Origin of the sequence: Pelagibius sp., from assembly GCF_965249265.1 — a bacterium.
Lineage (GTDB): Bacteria > Pseudomonadota > Alphaproteobacteria > Kiloniellales > Kiloniellaceae > Pelagibius.
In genome coordinates, this window is record NZ_OZ252224.1 from 3246389 (window position 1) to 3260456 (window position 14068).

Genomic DNA, 14068 nt, shown 5'->3' on the forward strand with positions numbered 1-14068 from the left:
TATCCGGCCGGGCTTCAGTTCATGATTTTAGGTTTTCAGGGCCTCTCTGTACAGCCCCGGCTTACTGCTCAACTTGAGGCGTTTCACCTTCGATTGGGGCATCCTGGCGCGCGCCGGTGACCTCCCTCAGGTAGGCGATGAGCGCCGCACGATCCTCCGCCAGGGGAATGCGCTGCAGCGGCATCTTGCTGCCGGGCGTGTATTCATGAGGGCCTTCGTCGAACAGCAGGTCGATGGTCTCGGCATTCCAGACCAAGGCGCTGCCCCGAAGTGCGTCGGAGTAGTTGTAGCCCTCCACAGTTCCCGCCTGGCGGCCGAAGATGCGATACAGGGTCGGCCCTGCCCGGTTGCCGCCGTCGGCGGTAACGGTATGGCAGGCAACACAGGTGCGAAACAGCTTGGCGCCCCGGCTTTCGGCTTCCTCGCCTAGAGCGGCCTCCTGTGTCGACGCCTCACCGGCCGCGCTGCCGGCGACTTCACTGCGGGCCTGAAGGTCCCAGAGCCGCGTCACCGAATCCGAGCCGCCGGAGAGGAGCTGCTGTCCATCAGGCGTAAAGGCCAGGGCCCAGACCGGTTTCTCATGCCCCCTGAGCGAGGTGACGATGCGGCGGCCTTCGATATCCCAGAGATTGACGGTGCCGTCGATACCGGCCGAAGCGGCGAAACGTCCGTCCGGCGAGACCGTAACGGCGAAGACCGGGCCGTCGTGACCGCGCATGACCGCCATCTCCTCGCCTGTCGTCAGGTCCCAGAGGCGCACGGTCTCATCGACCGACGCGGAAACCGCGAACTCACCATCGGGCAGGAAGGACAAGGCATTGACCCCGAAGTCATGCCCCTCCATGGTCCGAAGCAACCGCGGCCGGCTGCCGTCGGACGCCAGCGCCCAGAGCCGGATAGCCGAATCATAGCTGCCGGTCAGCAGATGGCGGCCGTCTTGCGAGAAGGCCACCGAGTTCACGTTGCTGCGGTACTCGTCCAGGACATGAGAGGCCTGACGCGCCTCCAGGTCCCAGAGCCGCACCGTCTGGTCCCAGCCCGCCGAAGCCGCAAGCTTTCCGTCCGGCGACACGGTTACGGCCGCCACTTTGCCCTCGTGGCCTTCAAAGACATGTTCAAGCCTGCCGGAGCGTAGATCCCAGAGCCGCAGGGTACCGTCATCGCTGGCCGAAAGCGCCTGGCGTCCACCGGCCACCAGCGCCACCGCGTTCACCGCACCTTCATGCTCGTTGAGAACCTGAAGCGCTTTCTGGCCCTCCAGATCCCAGACGATGAGGCTATAGTCGAAGCTGGCGGTCACCGCCTGGCTGCCGTCGGGGGTCACCGCCACGCCCTTCACGAAACCACCATGACCGCGGAGTTCGGCGGCGGCCTCCACGGCGGGAAACAGCAGCGGCAGGCTGCAGATAAGCACCCGCAGGCAACGGCCGGACTGCGTCAATAACGCCACCACCATGCTCCGCCTAACGCGCTTCAAAAGGCTCATTGGCGGTCGTGCTTCCCAGTTTATCGACCAGCGGCGGCACCATGGCGCGGGCCACCCGTTCGGTATCCGGGCTCATCAGTTCATAGTAGGCATCGCCCTGCCACAGCACCTCGCCGTTTGCCTGGTTGCGCAACACGGCGTTGATATGGAACACACTGGCGCCCAGGTCTTGCGCCTCCTGGCGTCCGCCGAGGACAGAATCCTGGGTGTTGGACCAGACATTCACATTGGCCTCAACCTCGACGCTGTCCTCGTTTTCCCGCGCCAGATCCCGTTCCTGGCCGGCGCTCGCCCTCACCGAGCCCAGGCTGGGCCGGCGCGGCGCCTGCTCCGCCGGCACCACCTTCGCTTCGAACAGCAGCAGCAAACCGGTCTTGGCCTCGGCAACGATCCTCTCATCGGCAGCCAATTCGGTTTCGAACTCGGTCTTCAGTTGCAGGTTAAAATCGTTGTCGTCGTAGGGCGTAACCGTGATGGTTTCCCCCTCGGGGATTTTCTTGAAAGCCTGGGTGGTCAGCATGCCCGGCGCCACACCGTCGTCACCGGCCTGGGCCAGCTGCTGAGACGCCTCCGCCTGGGATCCGGCAACCGATGACGCGTCAGCAAGAGCTGCGGGCAGGCCGGCGCCGAACCCGATCAATCCGCTTGCGATAATGGCCAAGGCCGTCTTCATCAATATCGCCCTGTCTTCTCCGTCCAGCCGAAAAACCTCTGCGCGTGTCGGGGGTAAGTGTCAAAGAGCCTTTTTGGCCCGGAGCGGCATCACTATGAACCGGGAAGCCCTAAGGGCGTCCACCGCCGGCGGGCGGTGGCGGCTTGATGTAGCCGCTCTCACGGTGCCGGAAGGAGGGCAGCAACTCACCGCTCTCCTGATCGACGGCCAGAATATGGACCTGGAAGGTCGCGTTGCTGGAACCCTCCGGCTGCATGACGGTCACATACCAAACCGGGCGGTCATCCAAGGCGCCCGCCCTGATCCGCAGGACTTCGACGCCGAACTGTTCCGTGATGAGCTCGGCCGCCTTTTCCTGGCTGATCGCAGCCTGCGACGGGGCCGCGGCAAGCATCATCGTCGCGGCAAAGAGCCCGAGCAGACAGGCCCCGAGCAAACAGGTTAGGCGAAACCGCTTGGGTTGCGGCATGGTCGGCTTCCTTTCCCGGCGGTTATTCGGCCGCCTGCGACGAGGTACCGCCGCCGGTAACCTTGGCGGCCCAGACCGAGTGATGCTCCCGCGCCCAGTTGGTATCGACCTGACCGGACCCCATGGCATCGAAAGCGCCCTCCATACCGATAGAACCGATATAGATGTGGCCGACGATGATGGCGATCAGCACCAAGGCGACGATGGTGTGCCAGAGCACCGAAAGCTGGGTTTCCTGCAGCATGGTCAGTTCGGTCGGAAGATTGAAGCCCACCAGGTTCAGCGCTGCGAAGGTTTTTCCGAAGAATGCGAATTCAAAGGGAAACAGCATCGCCAAGCCGGAGAGGCTGACCGAGACGCCGCCGAGAATCACCGACCAGAAAATGAGCTTCTGACCCGCATTGAACTTGGCCGCCTCCGGATGCACGTTCTTGGAAAACAGCCCGCCGCCCTTGGCCAGCCACTTGAGGTCCATGGCATTCGGGATGTTGTCCTTCACCCAGAGGACAAACATCATCACCACGCCGACCATAAAGGCAAAGGCGAGGAAGTTGTGCGCGTACTTGCCGGCGATGGTGATCGCCGTGAAGATCTCGGGCCCGAGGATGGGCAGCAGCACATGACGGCCGTAAAGAATGTTGAGACCGGTCACCGCCAGCACGATGAAGGATACCGCGGTAATCCAATGCGCCACCCGCTCCACCAGATTGAAGCGCTCGACGGTGTTGCCGCTGGGCCCGGCATCGATCTTGATGCGTCCGCGCACCGCGAAGAACAAAGCGACGATGGCGACGATCCCCAGCATTGCCCAGGCGCCGTAAACGGTTATCGGCCCGTTGCGCCAGGCGCGCCAGTTGTCGCCCTCCGATTGGATAAGCTGTGCGGCACGCGGATCGGGAATCGTTACCCGGCCCTGCACGCCCTGGCGCACGGCGCGCCACATCTCACTGTCCGCCTCGCTGCCCAGAACGTTCCCCGGGACCTGCCCGCCGGTCGGGCTTTCGCTGACGACGGGATCGCTGGACTGGCCCCAGGCCGTGCCGGCCAGGCCGCCACTGGCGACCAAGGCCGCGGCGAGCAGAAGAACCGCCAGCAGAAGACTGGACATGTAGGGAAAACGCGAAACAGTGGCTCGCATCGTGGTTCCTTTGAAAGCTGGGTCTCGCATTACAAAATGCTCGCTTCTATCGGTTCGCGAAGAGTTCGAAAACGATCGGCTCAGCCACCGCCCTGCAGTCTTGTCCGGGCGCGCAGCACTTCGCGTGTTTCTTCTGAAATCTGCGTGTCGGTCGGGCCGAGGTAGACCCCCTTCTCGTAGCGCAGGATACGGCCCTGCTCGGCTTCGTCGCAGGCCGCCAGGCCAAGCAGGAGCGCAGCCCCTGCCGTCACGTAAATGAACTTCTGCAGCACCATGGGATTTCTCTAACCTCCAATTGAGGCATCAGTACAACCAAGCGCGGTTGCCTCCGGCTAAGCGCCAAACGCAAAGCCCGCCACCCTGAGCAGATCGGACGGGGGGCGGCGCCACAAAGCACCGCCCCCTACCCTAGTCAGGATCACCGTGGAGAAAACCACACCCCTCTACCAAAGCCGGATCAGGATCCGGACTTCTGGTCGTAGGCGGTTCCCCAACCCCAGGCACCGGACCCGAAACCGCGGGCGACAACGCGCTCGCGATAGATGTCCGACACCATGTCGCCGTCACCGGCGAGCAGGGCCTTGGTCGAGCACATCTCCGCACAAAGCGGCAATTTGCCTTCGGCCAGACGGTTGCGTCCGTACTTGGAGAACTCGTCGGAGGACATGTCCTCCTCCGGTCCGCCAGCACAGAAGGTGCACTTGTCCATCTTGCCGCGGCTGCCGAAGTTGCCGGCCTGCGGATACTGCGGCGCGCCGAAGGGGCAGGCATAGAAGCAGTAACCGCAGCCGATGCAGAGGTCCTTGGAATGCAGCACGACACCGTCTTCGGTCTCGTAGAAGCAGTCCACCGGACAAACCGCCATGCAGGGTGCATCCGAGCAATGCATGCAGGCTACGGAGATCGACCGCTCACCGGGCTTGCCATCATTGATGGTCACAACCCGGCGCCGATTGACGCCCCAGGGAACCTCATGCTCGTTCTTACAAGCGGTGACGCAGGCGTTGCACTCGATGCAGCGCTCAGCGTCGCAGAGGAATTTCATACGTGCCATGTTTCAACTCCTCCCTTAAGCCGGCTCGATACGGCAGAGCGTGGCTTTGGTTTCCTGCATATTGGTCACCGAATCGTAGCCATACGTCTGAGCCGTATTGCTCGCTTCACCAAGGACGTAGGGATCAGCACCCTTAGGATACTTGTCACGCTGATCCTCACCTTGCCAATGGCCGCCGAAGTGGAAGGGCATGAAGGCGACGCCCTGCCCCACACGCTCGGTAACCAGGGCTTTCACTTTCACCTTGGCGCCCTCCGGGCCATGCAGCCAGACCATCGCCCCATCGCGCACGCCGGTGTTGTTGGCGTCCACGGGGTTGATCTCAACGAACATGTCCTGCTGCAGTTCGGCCAGCCAGGGGTTGGACCGGGTCTCGTCGCCACCACCCTCGTATTCGACCAGACGGCCGGAGGTGAGGATGATCGGGAAGTCGGCCGAGAAGTCCTTTTCCTGGATCGACTTATAGAGGATCGGCAAGCGATACATCTTGCGGTCCTCATAGGTCGGATAGTCGGCGACAAGATCGCGCCTGGAGGTGTAGAGCGGCTCGCGGTGCGTCGGCACCGGATCCGGGAAGTTCCACACCACCGTGCGGGCCTTGGCATTGCCGAAGGGCGCACAGCCATGCTTGATCGCGACCCGCTGGATACCGCCGGAAAGGTCGGTCTTCCAGTTGGTCTTGTCGCCGGCGATCTTCTCGATCGTCGCCTTCTCGTCGGCGGTCAGGTCCTTGTCCCAGCCAAGCTTCTTCAGCATGGCCATGGTGAACTCGGGGTAACCGTCCTTGATTTCCGAGTCGACGGGATAGGAGCCTTCGGCCAGCAGGTTGTCCCCGTCCCGCTCAACGCCGAAACGTGCACGGAAGCAGAGGCCGCCTTCGGCCACCGGCTTGGAGGTGTCGTAGAGCACCGGGGTGCCCGGATGCCCCATCTCGGCCGTTCCCCAGGATGGCCAGGGCAGACCGTAGTAGTCACCGTCGGCCGGCCCGCCGCGTGCCTGCAGCGTGGTCTTGTCGAAGGTGTGCTGGTTTTCCATGTGGGACCGCAGCCGTTCCGGCGACTGGCCGGTGTAGCCGATGGTCCACATGCCGCGATTGAATTCGCGGGTAACATCCTCGATCAGCGGAATGTTGTTCTCGACCTTGATGTTCTTGAACATCTCATCCGCGAAACCGAGCTTCTTGGCCAGGAGATACATGATCTCGTGGTCGGTCTTGGACTCCCAGAGCGGCTCCATGATCTGCTCGCGCCACTGGATCGAGCGGTTGGAGGCCGTCACCGATCCATAGGTCTCGAACTGTGTCGCAGCCGGCAGCAGGTAAGTGCCGTCCTTGCGATCGTTCATCACCGCCGCCATCGTCGGATAGGGGTCGACGATGACCAGCATGTCGAGCTTTTCCATCGCCTTCTTCATGTCGGGCAGACGGGTCTGCGAGTTCGCCGCATGCCCCCAGAAGACCATGGCCCGGAGATTATCGTTCTGATCGATATTCTCCTTGGCTTCCAGCGCCAGGTCGAACCAACGGGAGACCGGCACGCCGCTCTTCTCCATGAAGTCCTTACTGGCGAAGCGGCCCTTCAGGTACTCGTAGTCGACGTCCCAGACACGGGCCCAGTGCTTCCAGGAACCGGTCTTGAGACCGTAGTAGCCCGGCAGCGTATGACAGAGCACGCCCAGATCGGTCGCGCCCTGCACGTTGTCGTGGCCGCGGAAGATGTTGGTGCCGCCACCCTGGGTGCCGACCACGCCGAGGGCGAGGCCCAGAACGCAGTAAGCACGGGTGTTGTTGTTGCCGTTGGTATGCTGGGTACCGCCCATGCACCAGATGATGGTGAAGGGACGGTTGTTGGCCAGCGTCCGCGCCACACGCTTCAACTGCGACCCCGGCACGCCGGTGACCCGCTCGGTTTCCTCCGGCGTCCACTTGGCGACTTCGGCCTTGATCTGATCCATGCCCCAGACACGCTGGCGAATGAATTCCTTGTCTTCCCAGCCGTTCTCGAAAACGTGCCAGAGAATGCCCCAGATCAGCCCGACGTCGGTGCCCGGACGGAACCGCACGAACTCATCGGCATGGGCGGCGGTACGCGTGAAACGCGGATCGCAGACGATGAAGGGGGCGTTGTTCTGCTCCTTGGCCTTCAGCATGTGCTGCATGGCCACGGGGTGGGCCTCCGCCGGGTTACCGCCGATCTGGAAGATGGCCCGGGAGTTGTGGATGTCGTTGTAGCTGTTCGTCATCGCACCATAGCCCCAGGTGTTGGCAACACCTGCGACCGTGGTCGAGTGACAGATACGCGCCTGGTGATCTCCGTTGTTGGAGCCCCAGAAGGCGTAGAACTTGCGGAAGAGATAGGCCTGCTCGTTGTTGTGCTTCGCAGAGCCCAGCCAATAAGTGGAGTCGGGGCCGGAGGTGTCGTAGATCTCCTGCAGCTTGTCGCCGATCTCGTTGATCGCCTGCTCCCAGGAAATCTGGGTCCACTTGCCGTCGACCATCTTGGTGGGATGCTTCAGGCGGCGTTCGCCGTGAGCATGCTCGCGCACCGAGGCACCCTTGGCGCAATGGGCGCCGAGATTGAAGGGGCTGTCCCAGCCGGGCTCCTGCCCGGTCCAGACCCCGTTCTGCACCTCGGCCACCACGGTGCAGCCGACAGAGCAGTGTGTGCATACGGATTTAACGAGCGTGATGTCGCCTGTCGCCGCTGAGGCCGCTTCGGCCTTTTTCACCATCCCGAAAGGAACCGTAGCCGCGGCGGCGCCGCCGGCTGCAAGTCCGGATCGTTTCAGGAAAGTACGGCGGTCAATAGCGCTTCCGGTGGTTCCGGCGAACGCCTTTGACAAACGGGGGCCATTCGCAACCCCATTCGTCCTTTTGGTAAGCATTGACCTCTCCCTAATCTAACAGTCAGTACGGAGGGAAATTGGTTTTCGTGTTGGCCGCGGCTTTAGAACCGGGCCAGATCGTAGAACTTCCGTACATGGTCGGTTTCGCTGTATCCCGCAGACTTCTTCTGTTGCGGCGCCACAGCCTCAACAGCGCCCGCTTGCGAGGCTGTCACGGCAACGGCGGTCGCACCGGCACCCAGGCCGGCCTTCTTGAAGAAGTCACGACGACCAACGTTGATCTCTTCCTTCTTGCTCAACGGTTCACCCTCCCTTCAGCGTGGTGACCTTGATTTCAACAAAGGCACAATAAGCAAACGTGCCTTCGACGAAGACGGAACTGCCTAGAGGGGCCGTCATCTTCCCCTTGTGGCGGCCATTGGGGTTTGTCCCCCGCAGCCGCCGGCGCTAGGCCGCCATCTCAAAGGCCTGGCTCTCGATCTCCATGAACAGGCGACCGATGGTACCGACCGGCATGTAAAGCACCGCCGACTGCGCAGCCTGCAGGTCCTCAAAGAACCGCGGCGCCCAGCAGCCGATGTGTGCGTCGAAAAATCTGCGTTGCTCTTCAAGGGTCGCCGGCTCGCCGAAACTGCCGGTGATCAGCCCCGCCATCATCTCGCAGAGTGCGGCGATGTGATCCTCCGGCTCGACGATGTCGTCAGCGCGCGCGATCTGCAGGCGCGCCATGTCGCCGCGCAAACGCGCCAGTGGCTTCTCGTTCAAGAACCCGGTCAGGTAGTAGGAGGCATAGGGCAGCAGCTCGCCCTGACCCAACCCGATGAAAAGATCGAAATGCTCCTGCTTGGCCGTATCGACGGTGGTGCCGCGCGCGGCCGCCGCCAGCGCCTTGATCGCCTGGCCAAGTTCGGAATCGTCACCGCTCAGCCCACGCATCATCCGCAGCGTAGCCTCGCCCGGCTCACGCGAAAGCAGTTGCGCCAGCAACGCGTACCATCCGGCACGAAGCTGGTCTTCTTCTGCAATGGATACCTGCGCTGCCATACTGCCCAAGCGCGCGACTCTCCCAACCTCAAGTAGAACCTACCGACCGCCGAAACCAAAGACCTGCGGTTCACTGCCGCTTTGCGGTCTTCCAGCTCGGTAGACTACCGATGTTATATCCCTGATTTTACCAGGGTTTTTACCAATTACCTCGAATTAGACCGCCTTTACCGTTGGCCTGTCAACTAAATCAGATGTTGCAGTGCACAAGTTAGAAAAGGCGAATTTCTATTGTTTTACACGAGGTTTGTCAGCCTTCAGGCGACGGCTGATCGATCCGAATAAACAACCAGCAGGTGCATCTAGCCGCTTTGATCACCCCAGCGCCGCCGAAGAGCGCTCCCGGACGGCTTCGAGACCGGCTTCGCCGCCGGCGCAGCGAGGGCCGATTCGGCCTCTTCCGAGGCCTGCGGCAGCGGTTGATCCAAGGCTGGGGCATCGGTCTGCGGCTTATCTTCAAGCGCCTGCTGCGGTTGTTCTTCAACATCAGACCCCTCTTCCGGCTTGCCCGCACCCTCTGCCTCAGCCGCTGTGGGATCTTCCGCGTCTTCGTCTTTTTCTTTGGGCGTCCCGGCTTCGTCCGCCGTCTCTTTTTCCGCTTCGTCCTTCTCAAGTTTGTCTTTTTCCGGTTCATCCGGGCTGATCATGCCTTTGCCGACCTGATAGGCGGTCTTCAGGCCCTCAACCACCATGGCAGCATCGGTGTAGTCCTCGTCGTAGTCGTTCATGCCGTCGAGAAAGGCGAAAGTCGGATCGACCCGCCAAAGCCGCCGCAGCGCGCGCCGCCGCAGCGCTTCCGGTACCTTGGTATGCATGAACACCGAGAAATCCGAATCCTTATCCAGGGTTTCGATATCCGGCAGGTCATCGGGATTGAAGGCTTCTGTCTCGGCGCCGGTTTCAGCAGTCGCATCGGCCGGCGCGCCGCTTTCTACGGCAGCTTGTTCGGCGACATCGCTCTGCGCATCGTCCTGGGTCTGCCTGGCCTCGCGTTTGCGCTCCGACCATCGTGACAGAAACCCGCCATCATCGCGTTCGCGACCGGCCATGGCGCGCTACTCCGACGAACCGCGGGCAGCCCGCGCACGTTTTACCGGCGGCTGGCGGCTGAAGGCGTCGTCGCCACTGCGCGCCTTCTGCCGGCGGCGTTTGTGAAAGACCTCGTCGACATGGTGGGTATCGACGAAGGCCTGCACGAAGGCGATCAGATCGGCCGGCATGGCGACGCCTTCGACGATCTCCTCGCCGCTGTCGAGGTAGTCCTGCGCTTCATAGGGACTCGCCGTCACCAGAAAAGGCAGGAAATCATATCGGCTGTCGGGATCGTCTTCACTGCGCAGCAACACATAGATCAGCGGCGGATCCTGGGTCAGGTTGACCTTGTAGCCCTCGGTCTCGCGACGGAACAGCTCGAGCGGCAGGGTGCCGCAGTGATACTGCGTCCAATCCGATCCTTCGCGCAGCACCTTCCATTCCGCATCCGGTTCCAAAGCCGCCGCACCGGGAATGACCGCGACCGGGCGCCAGGAAAAATCCTTCCAGGGATGATTGATGCGCCGCCGCTCGACCACCACGCCCAAAGGCAGAACCTCACTCTTGTCCATAGGGCTTCCGTCCCGGCTGCACCGGCCCGGCAACATGCCGGCCCGAAGAACCGGAATCTAGGCGCTGCCCGGCGGCTTGGCGAGTCCCACACCGGGAAAAGGGTCCACGATCTGGGCTTTTTCTCCCATTCAAGGCCCCGCAGCCCAACAAGCGGTCTCACAGGCATACCAACAGGAGCTGTCAGCCCGCAAAATCGCCCAGCAGAATCGCCTTGCGGCGGCGCACCCTCAAACTACTTCGCCAGATCGATCCGCCGGATCAGTCCGCCTGATCAGTCCAGGGCCGCATCGAAGATCCGCCCAAAGGTCTCCGACGAGTTCGCCCGCGCCAGGCGGATGTAGTATGCGACCTCATCGGTCTTCGCCTCGCAGTCTTCCATGGTGTTGAAGACGGCAATCTGAAGCAAGCCGGTGATCGCCTCGCCATCGATATGGCGCCGCCCGGCTTCCTGTACCGGCGCACAGGCTTCGTTGAGCTGCTCCTCGATCACATAAAGCGCATCGACGATCGAGACATCAGCCGCCTCGGCCTCAACGATACTCTGCGCCAGGGCCGCAGAGACCTGGTTCTGATAGGTGAAGACCGTCGCCACACGATCTTCGATCTTGCCGTCGATGAGCATCGGCCAGACCAGCGAATTCGCACCGCTGATCGTCGTGCCGACAACCGCAAGTCCCACCACCCCTGCCAATATCCGTTTTTTCATTTTACCAAACATCGCATCCTCGCCTGACTGCTTCGCATCGCCATCGGCGGACACCGGGCCCGGTTATGAAACGTTTTTTGGCCCGGCGGTCTGTGCCGCCGACGAATCTCGAACTCGAACTGTTGTGCAGGGGGAGTCTGGCCGATTTACGGTTGCTCAAACCTTACCGGGCGCCAGAGGCTCCGGCTTTGTCACAAATGACGGGGATTTGAGGCAAAGCCTGACAGCAAATCCAGGGAATCGCTGCGTGGCAGGACCGCGGCATTTGTCTGAAATACCGCCGCGGAAGCCCAAACCGGCAAGCTGGCGCCATGCCCCTTTGAGGACCGTTCTCAGGAAGTCTGGTGACCTTGGCGCAGCTTCAACTTGAGGCCGACGACCTGGTAGATATTGAGCCCGGTTATGCTCGCGATCTCACGAAAGGAAAGCGAGGTTTCCCGCAACAGGGTCGCGGCATGGCGGTTGGGGTTCATGCGGCGCGCCTTGGCGCGCCACCTGACGGTGTTGCTGGCAACCGAGCGGCGCAGTTCGTCGCCATCCAGACCGCGGGCCTGGGCCGCCCGCAACGCCTCCTCACGGCGCACCTTGTCGTCGTAGATGAAAGTGTCCATAAGGTGGGCCGCGCGGGCGAAGCGATCGAGTGTTTCCGGACGAAAGCCGATGTCATCGGCCATGTGGGCGTCGCCACGCTCCAAGTCCGGCGGCGGCTCGTGCTGAGAGCCACCCGCCGCCGCCTCATCCAGGGTCAGCCCGAAGCGTTCCGCCAGACGGGTCGCCGCCGCCAGCGCATTGGCGCGCTCACCCTCGAAAGGGCTCTCCGCAGCAAGCTGCAGCAGGTTGTGGAAGCGTTGCCGCTCCGCTTCTGAAAACCCGGCTGAAATCGCCAGACTCCTTCAAGATCGGGCACCGCGGGAGGGCGAAAGAACGCCATCACCGACGAAACCAAGTCAAACGCCGAGTATACCATCAAGGGTTAGCAAAACCCAAAGAGATGCAGAGACAACTTCGTGAAATCTGTGGCAGGGAGAACCGGGGCAGGGATCCGTCGCTAATGCGGTAAGGCCCTTCTTACTTCTGGCGATTGACCTCGCGCACGCGCTCCTTCAGGCGCCGGGCAAAGCCGCCCGGATCGTCCAAGGGATTCACTTCTCCCGTCAGTTCGCGCAGTTCGTCGCGTGCCGCAGACAGCCGGGGTTTCACCCCGCGCTCATAGACGTCGGCTGCCTTGGCCTGAACCTCCGGGTCCTGGGCCACGCGCCGCGCCGCGGAAAACAGCAAGCGTCGCAGGAACATAACCTTAAAACCTCCTCTGGCGTCGCCCGGGCTCTCTAACTTGCCGCCCGGCTGCGCTCGTAGCGCCGGATCGCCCGGCTGACGCTGCTGTAGTGTATACCATAATAAGCCGCTATGGCCGCTTGGCTATAGGCGCCGGAGAGATAGGCCTGCGCCATGGCCTCGTCACGGCTGTCCGCCGATGCGGCAAAACTCTCCAATGCCGGCGGCGGCGCCTTCCACTGCGCCCGCGGAATCTCCGACAGGTCGCCGCGCCCGGCCGCCGCCCGGCGGGCGGCTTCGCGCATGGTCTCGACAAAGGCTTCAGAACCCAGGAACACCTGATGGCGCAGGTCTTCCCAGACTGCAGCGTCGGGGGCCTGGGCAAGTGCGTCGGAAAGCCGGCCTTTCGCGGCGGCCGGATCACCGCCGAAGGCGGCCAGCAGCGGACCGTTGTCCAGCCAGTCTCCCGCCGCGACCGGCGAGGGACGCCCCAGCGCCGCCCGATAGCTGGACCAGCGCCAGGCGCCGGCTTCCGGCGCAATACCCCTGACCACAGGCTGACGCAGGACATCGCAACAGACCGGCGCCAGATAGCCGTCCTCCTCCACCATGACCGCTTTGTAGCGCCCCTGGAATAGGTGCCCGGCCGTAGCGTGGCGGCGGTGAAAAGCCTGGGTGTAGCGCCCGTTGAGCTGGCGCATGCCGCGCGACAGGGACGCGGCCTCGGTCTTCACCACCAGAAGGTAGCGGTCCGGCAGCAGGCAGAACGTCAGGCAGCGCCAGCGGAAGCGCCCACAGACCTCTCCCAGGATCTCCAGAAACCGTTGGGAATCATCGGGACCGCGAAACACCGGCAAACCGGCGTTGCCAAGGGTCGCAATGTGATAGACGGCACCGGGCCGTTCCAGTCTGAGAGGGCGCGCCATCCGAAGACAGTGGCTTAAAGGCATCGATAATGCAAGACCTGACCCCAAAAGACGCTTTGTGATCAATATGAGAGTTGTGCACGAGCCATCGCCGGTCCCATTGACCTGGAGCGGATTTCGCCTCAGACCTTTCGGCTCGCGCCGTTCTCAACGAATCATGGCGGGCTCAACGAATCATGGCGGGACTTTGAATACGGCGGGCACGACTTGCCTGCTCAAGCCGAAGCCGGCGGGAAGACCCTCCGTATTAGCCGACCATTCAGCAATCACGGAATTCACCCAGAGGACCCAGTTCAATGAAAAAGCTCATTCTCGTCGCTTTCGTTGCCGGCGCGATCGGATTCGTCGCCGGGAACGCCTTCTGGTATCTCGCCAGCCCTTTGTGGATCGATCAGGTCGTGGCCGAGGGCATCGGCGAATCCCAAGCCGCCAAGGTTCTTGCGAGCGGCACCTTCACCGATGCCGATGCCGCCCATAGCGGCAGCGGCAGTGCCACCATCTTCGAAGGAAGCGACGGGCGGCGAACGCTGCGCCTTGCCGATTTCGAGGTTACCAACGGCCCGGACCTCGAAGTCTGGCTCGTGGCGGCAGCGGACATAACGCAGTCTTCGGATGTCGCCAAAAGCGAGTGGCTGGCGCTTGGTCAGTTGAAGGGCAACATCGGCGATCAGAATTACGACATTCCGGCCGACGCGGATCTCTCGAAGTACAACTCCGTGGTGATCTGGTGTGAACAGTTCGGCGTTCTGTTTTCACCGGCCCGCCTCAGCCGGTAACCGCCGCCCTAACAGAAAAAGCCTCCTCTATTAATGGAGGAGGCTGCGATTCTCTGAATATGGTGATCTTCT

16 protein-coding genes and 1 pseudogene are annotated in these 14068 nt (G+C 62.4%); 1 reads left to right on the forward strand and 16 read right to left on the reverse strand.

The genetic code is table 11. The annotated features are described in order from the left end of the window. Positions 1–61 precede the first annotated feature (61 nt). The 16 genes and pseudogenes from ACP146_RS15450 to ACP146_RS15525 form a co-directional block, all read right to left on the reverse strand. Positions 62–1450 (reverse strand): c-type cytochrome, encoded by a 1389-nt coding sequence (locus ACP146_RS15450; protein WP_422367646.1) that lies wholly within the window; start codon positions 1448–1450, stop codon positions 62–64. A 13-nt stretch (positions 1451–1463) separates the two neighbouring features. Then, positions 1464–2159 (reverse strand): hypothetical protein, encoded by a 696-nt coding sequence (locus ACP146_RS15455; RefSeq protein WP_422367647.1) that lies wholly within the window; start codon positions 2157–2159, stop codon positions 1464–1466. Positions 2160–2268: 109 nt separating this feature from the next. Further along, complete coding sequence (locus ACP146_RS15460; protein WP_422367648.1) at positions 2269–2628, reverse strand: hypothetical protein; 360 nt, start codon at positions 2626–2628, stop codon at positions 2269–2271. A 22-nt stretch (positions 2629–2650) separates the two neighbouring features. Next, the gene (locus tag ACP146_RS15465; RefSeq protein ID WP_422367649.1) at positions 2651–3766 is read right to left on the reverse strand and encodes a formate dehydrogenase subunit gamma; all 1116 of its coding nucleotides are present in this window, start codon (positions 3764–3766) and stop codon (positions 2651–2653) included. A gap of 80 nt (positions 3767–3846) precedes the next feature. Next, entirely contained in the window at positions 3847–4041 is a 195-nt protein-coding gene (locus ACP146_RS15470) for a hypothetical protein (protein ID WP_422367650.1), read from the reverse strand. 182 nt (positions 4042–4223) lie between these two features. Continuing rightward, the gene (gene fdh3B, locus ACP146_RS15475; protein WP_422367651.1) at positions 4224–4820 is read right to left on the reverse strand and encodes a formate dehydrogenase FDH3 subunit beta; all 597 of its coding nucleotides are present in this window, start codon (positions 4818–4820) and stop codon (positions 4224–4226) included. A 15-nt stretch (positions 4821–4835) separates the two neighbouring features. After that, positions 4836–7703, reverse strand: coding sequence for a formate dehydrogenase subunit alpha (locus ACP146_RS15480; RefSeq protein WP_422367652.1), 2868 nt, complete (start codon positions 7701–7703; stop codon positions 4836–4838). Positions 7704–7765: 62 nt separating this feature from the next. Next, positions 7766–7963: a formate dehydrogenase gene (locus tag ACP146_RS15485; protein WP_422367653.1), complete on the reverse strand. Its 198-nt coding sequence runs from the start codon at positions 7961–7963 to the stop codon at positions 7766–7768. Between the two features lie 148 nt (positions 7964–8111). Then, positions 8112–8708 (reverse strand): TorD/DmsD family molecular chaperone, encoded by a 597-nt coding sequence (locus ACP146_RS15490; RefSeq protein ID WP_422369658.1) that lies wholly within the window; start codon positions 8706–8708, stop codon positions 8112–8114. A gap of 302 nt (positions 8709–9010) precedes the next feature. After that, complete coding sequence (locus ACP146_RS15495) at positions 9011–9757, reverse strand: DUF3306 domain-containing protein (protein ID WP_422367654.1); 747 nt, start codon at positions 9755–9757, stop codon at positions 9011–9013. Positions 9758–9763: 6 nt separating this feature from the next. After that, positions 9764–10312 carry a DUF3305 domain-containing protein gene (locus ACP146_RS15500; RefSeq protein WP_422367655.1) on the reverse strand — a complete coding sequence of 183 codons (549 nt, stop codon included), beginning with the start codon at positions 10310–10312 and terminating at the stop codon, positions 9764–9766. A 272-nt stretch (positions 10313–10584) separates the two neighbouring features. Next, positions 10585–11019 (reverse strand): hypothetical protein, encoded by a 435-nt coding sequence (locus ACP146_RS15505; RefSeq protein WP_422367656.1) that lies wholly within the window; start codon positions 11017–11019, stop codon positions 10585–10587. Positions 11020–11351: 332 nt separating this feature from the next. Further along, on the reverse strand, positions 11352–11693 hold the full coding sequence (locus ACP146_RS15510) for a hypothetical protein (RefSeq protein ID WP_422367657.1): 342 nt from the start codon (positions 11691–11693) through the stop codon (positions 11352–11354). Between the two features lie 81 nt (positions 11694–11774). Beyond that, positions 11775–11906: pseudogene (locus tag ACP146_RS15515) on the reverse strand (hypothetical protein); the annotation flags it as partial. A gap of 181 nt (positions 11907–12087) precedes the next feature. Continuing rightward, the gene (locus ACP146_RS15520) at positions 12088–12312 is read right to left on the reverse strand and encodes a hypothetical protein (protein ID WP_422367658.1); all 225 of its coding nucleotides are present in this window, start codon (positions 12310–12312) and stop codon (positions 12088–12090) included. A gap of 35 nt (positions 12313–12347) precedes the next feature. Beyond that, positions 12348–13220, reverse strand: a complete 873-nt coding sequence (locus ACP146_RS15525; protein ID WP_422367659.1) for a transposase — start codon at positions 13218–13220, stop codon at positions 12348–12350. Positions 13221–13516: 296 nt separating this feature from the next. Between ACP146_RS15525 and ACP146_RS15530 the strand changes: the two genes are divergently transcribed. Continuing rightward, positions 13517–13996 carry a DM13 domain-containing protein gene (locus tag ACP146_RS15530; RefSeq protein ID WP_422367660.1) on the forward strand — a complete coding sequence of 160 codons (480 nt, stop codon included), beginning with the start codon at positions 13517–13519 and terminating at the stop codon, positions 13994–13996. Positions 13997–14068 lie beyond the last annotated feature (72 nt).

Excerpts from the sequence above, each read along its gene's own strand:
- ACP146_RS15460 (WP_422367648.1), bottom strand. The coding sequence starts at position 2,628 with ATGCCGCAACCCAAGCGGTTTCGCCTAACCTGTTTGCTCGGGGCCTGT.
- ACP146_RS15480 (WP_422367652.1), bottom strand. The coding sequence starts at position 7,703 with ATGCTTACCAAAAGGACGAATGGGGTTGCGAATGGCCCCCGTTTGTCA.
- ACP146_RS15500 (WP_422367655.1), bottom strand. The coding sequence starts at position 10,312 with ATGGACAAGAGTGAGGTTCTGCCTTTGGGCGTGGTGGTCGAGCGGCGG.
- fdh3B (WP_422367651.1), bottom strand. The coding sequence starts at position 4,820 with ATGGCACGTATGAAATTCCTCTGCGACGCTGAGCGCTGCATCGAGTGC.
- ACP146_RS15505 (WP_422367656.1), bottom strand. The coding sequence starts at position 11,019 with ATGAAAAAACGGATATTGGCAGGGGTGGTGGGACTTGCGGTTGTCGGC.
- ACP146_RS15510 (WP_422367657.1), bottom strand. The coding sequence starts at position 11,693 with ATGGCCGATGACATCGGCTTTCGTCCGGAAACACTCGATCGCTTCGCC.
- ACP146_RS15520 (WP_422367658.1), bottom strand. The coding sequence starts at position 12,312 with ATGTTCCTGCGACGCTTGCTGTTTTCCGCGGCGCGGCGCGTGGCCCAG.
- ACP146_RS15455 (WP_422367647.1), bottom strand. The coding sequence starts at position 2,159 with ATGAAGACGGCCTTGGCCATTATCGCAAGCGGATTGATCGGGTTCGGC.
- ACP146_RS15525 (WP_422367659.1), bottom strand. The coding sequence starts at position 13,220 with ATGGCGCGCCCTCTCAGACTGGAACGGCCCGGTGCCGTCTATCACATT.
- ACP146_RS15495 (WP_422367654.1), bottom strand. The coding sequence starts at position 9,757 with ATGGCCGGTCGCGAACGCGATGATGGCGGGTTTCTGTCACGATGGTCG.
- ACP146_RS15490 (WP_422369658.1), bottom strand. The coding sequence starts at position 8,708 with ATGGCAGCGCAGGTATCCATTGCAGAAGAAGACCAGCTTCGTGCCGGA.
- ACP146_RS15530 (WP_422367660.1), top strand. The coding sequence starts at position 13,517 with ATGAAAAAGCTCATTCTCGTCGCTTTCGTTGCCGGCGCGATCGGATTC.
- ACP146_RS15465 (WP_422367649.1), bottom strand. The coding sequence starts at position 3,766 with ATGCGAGCCACTGTTTCGCGTTTTCCCTACATGTCCAGTCTTCTGCTG.
- ACP146_RS15470 (WP_422367650.1), bottom strand. The coding sequence starts at position 4,041 with ATGGTGCTGCAGAAGTTCATTTACGTGACGGCAGGGGCTGCGCTCCTG.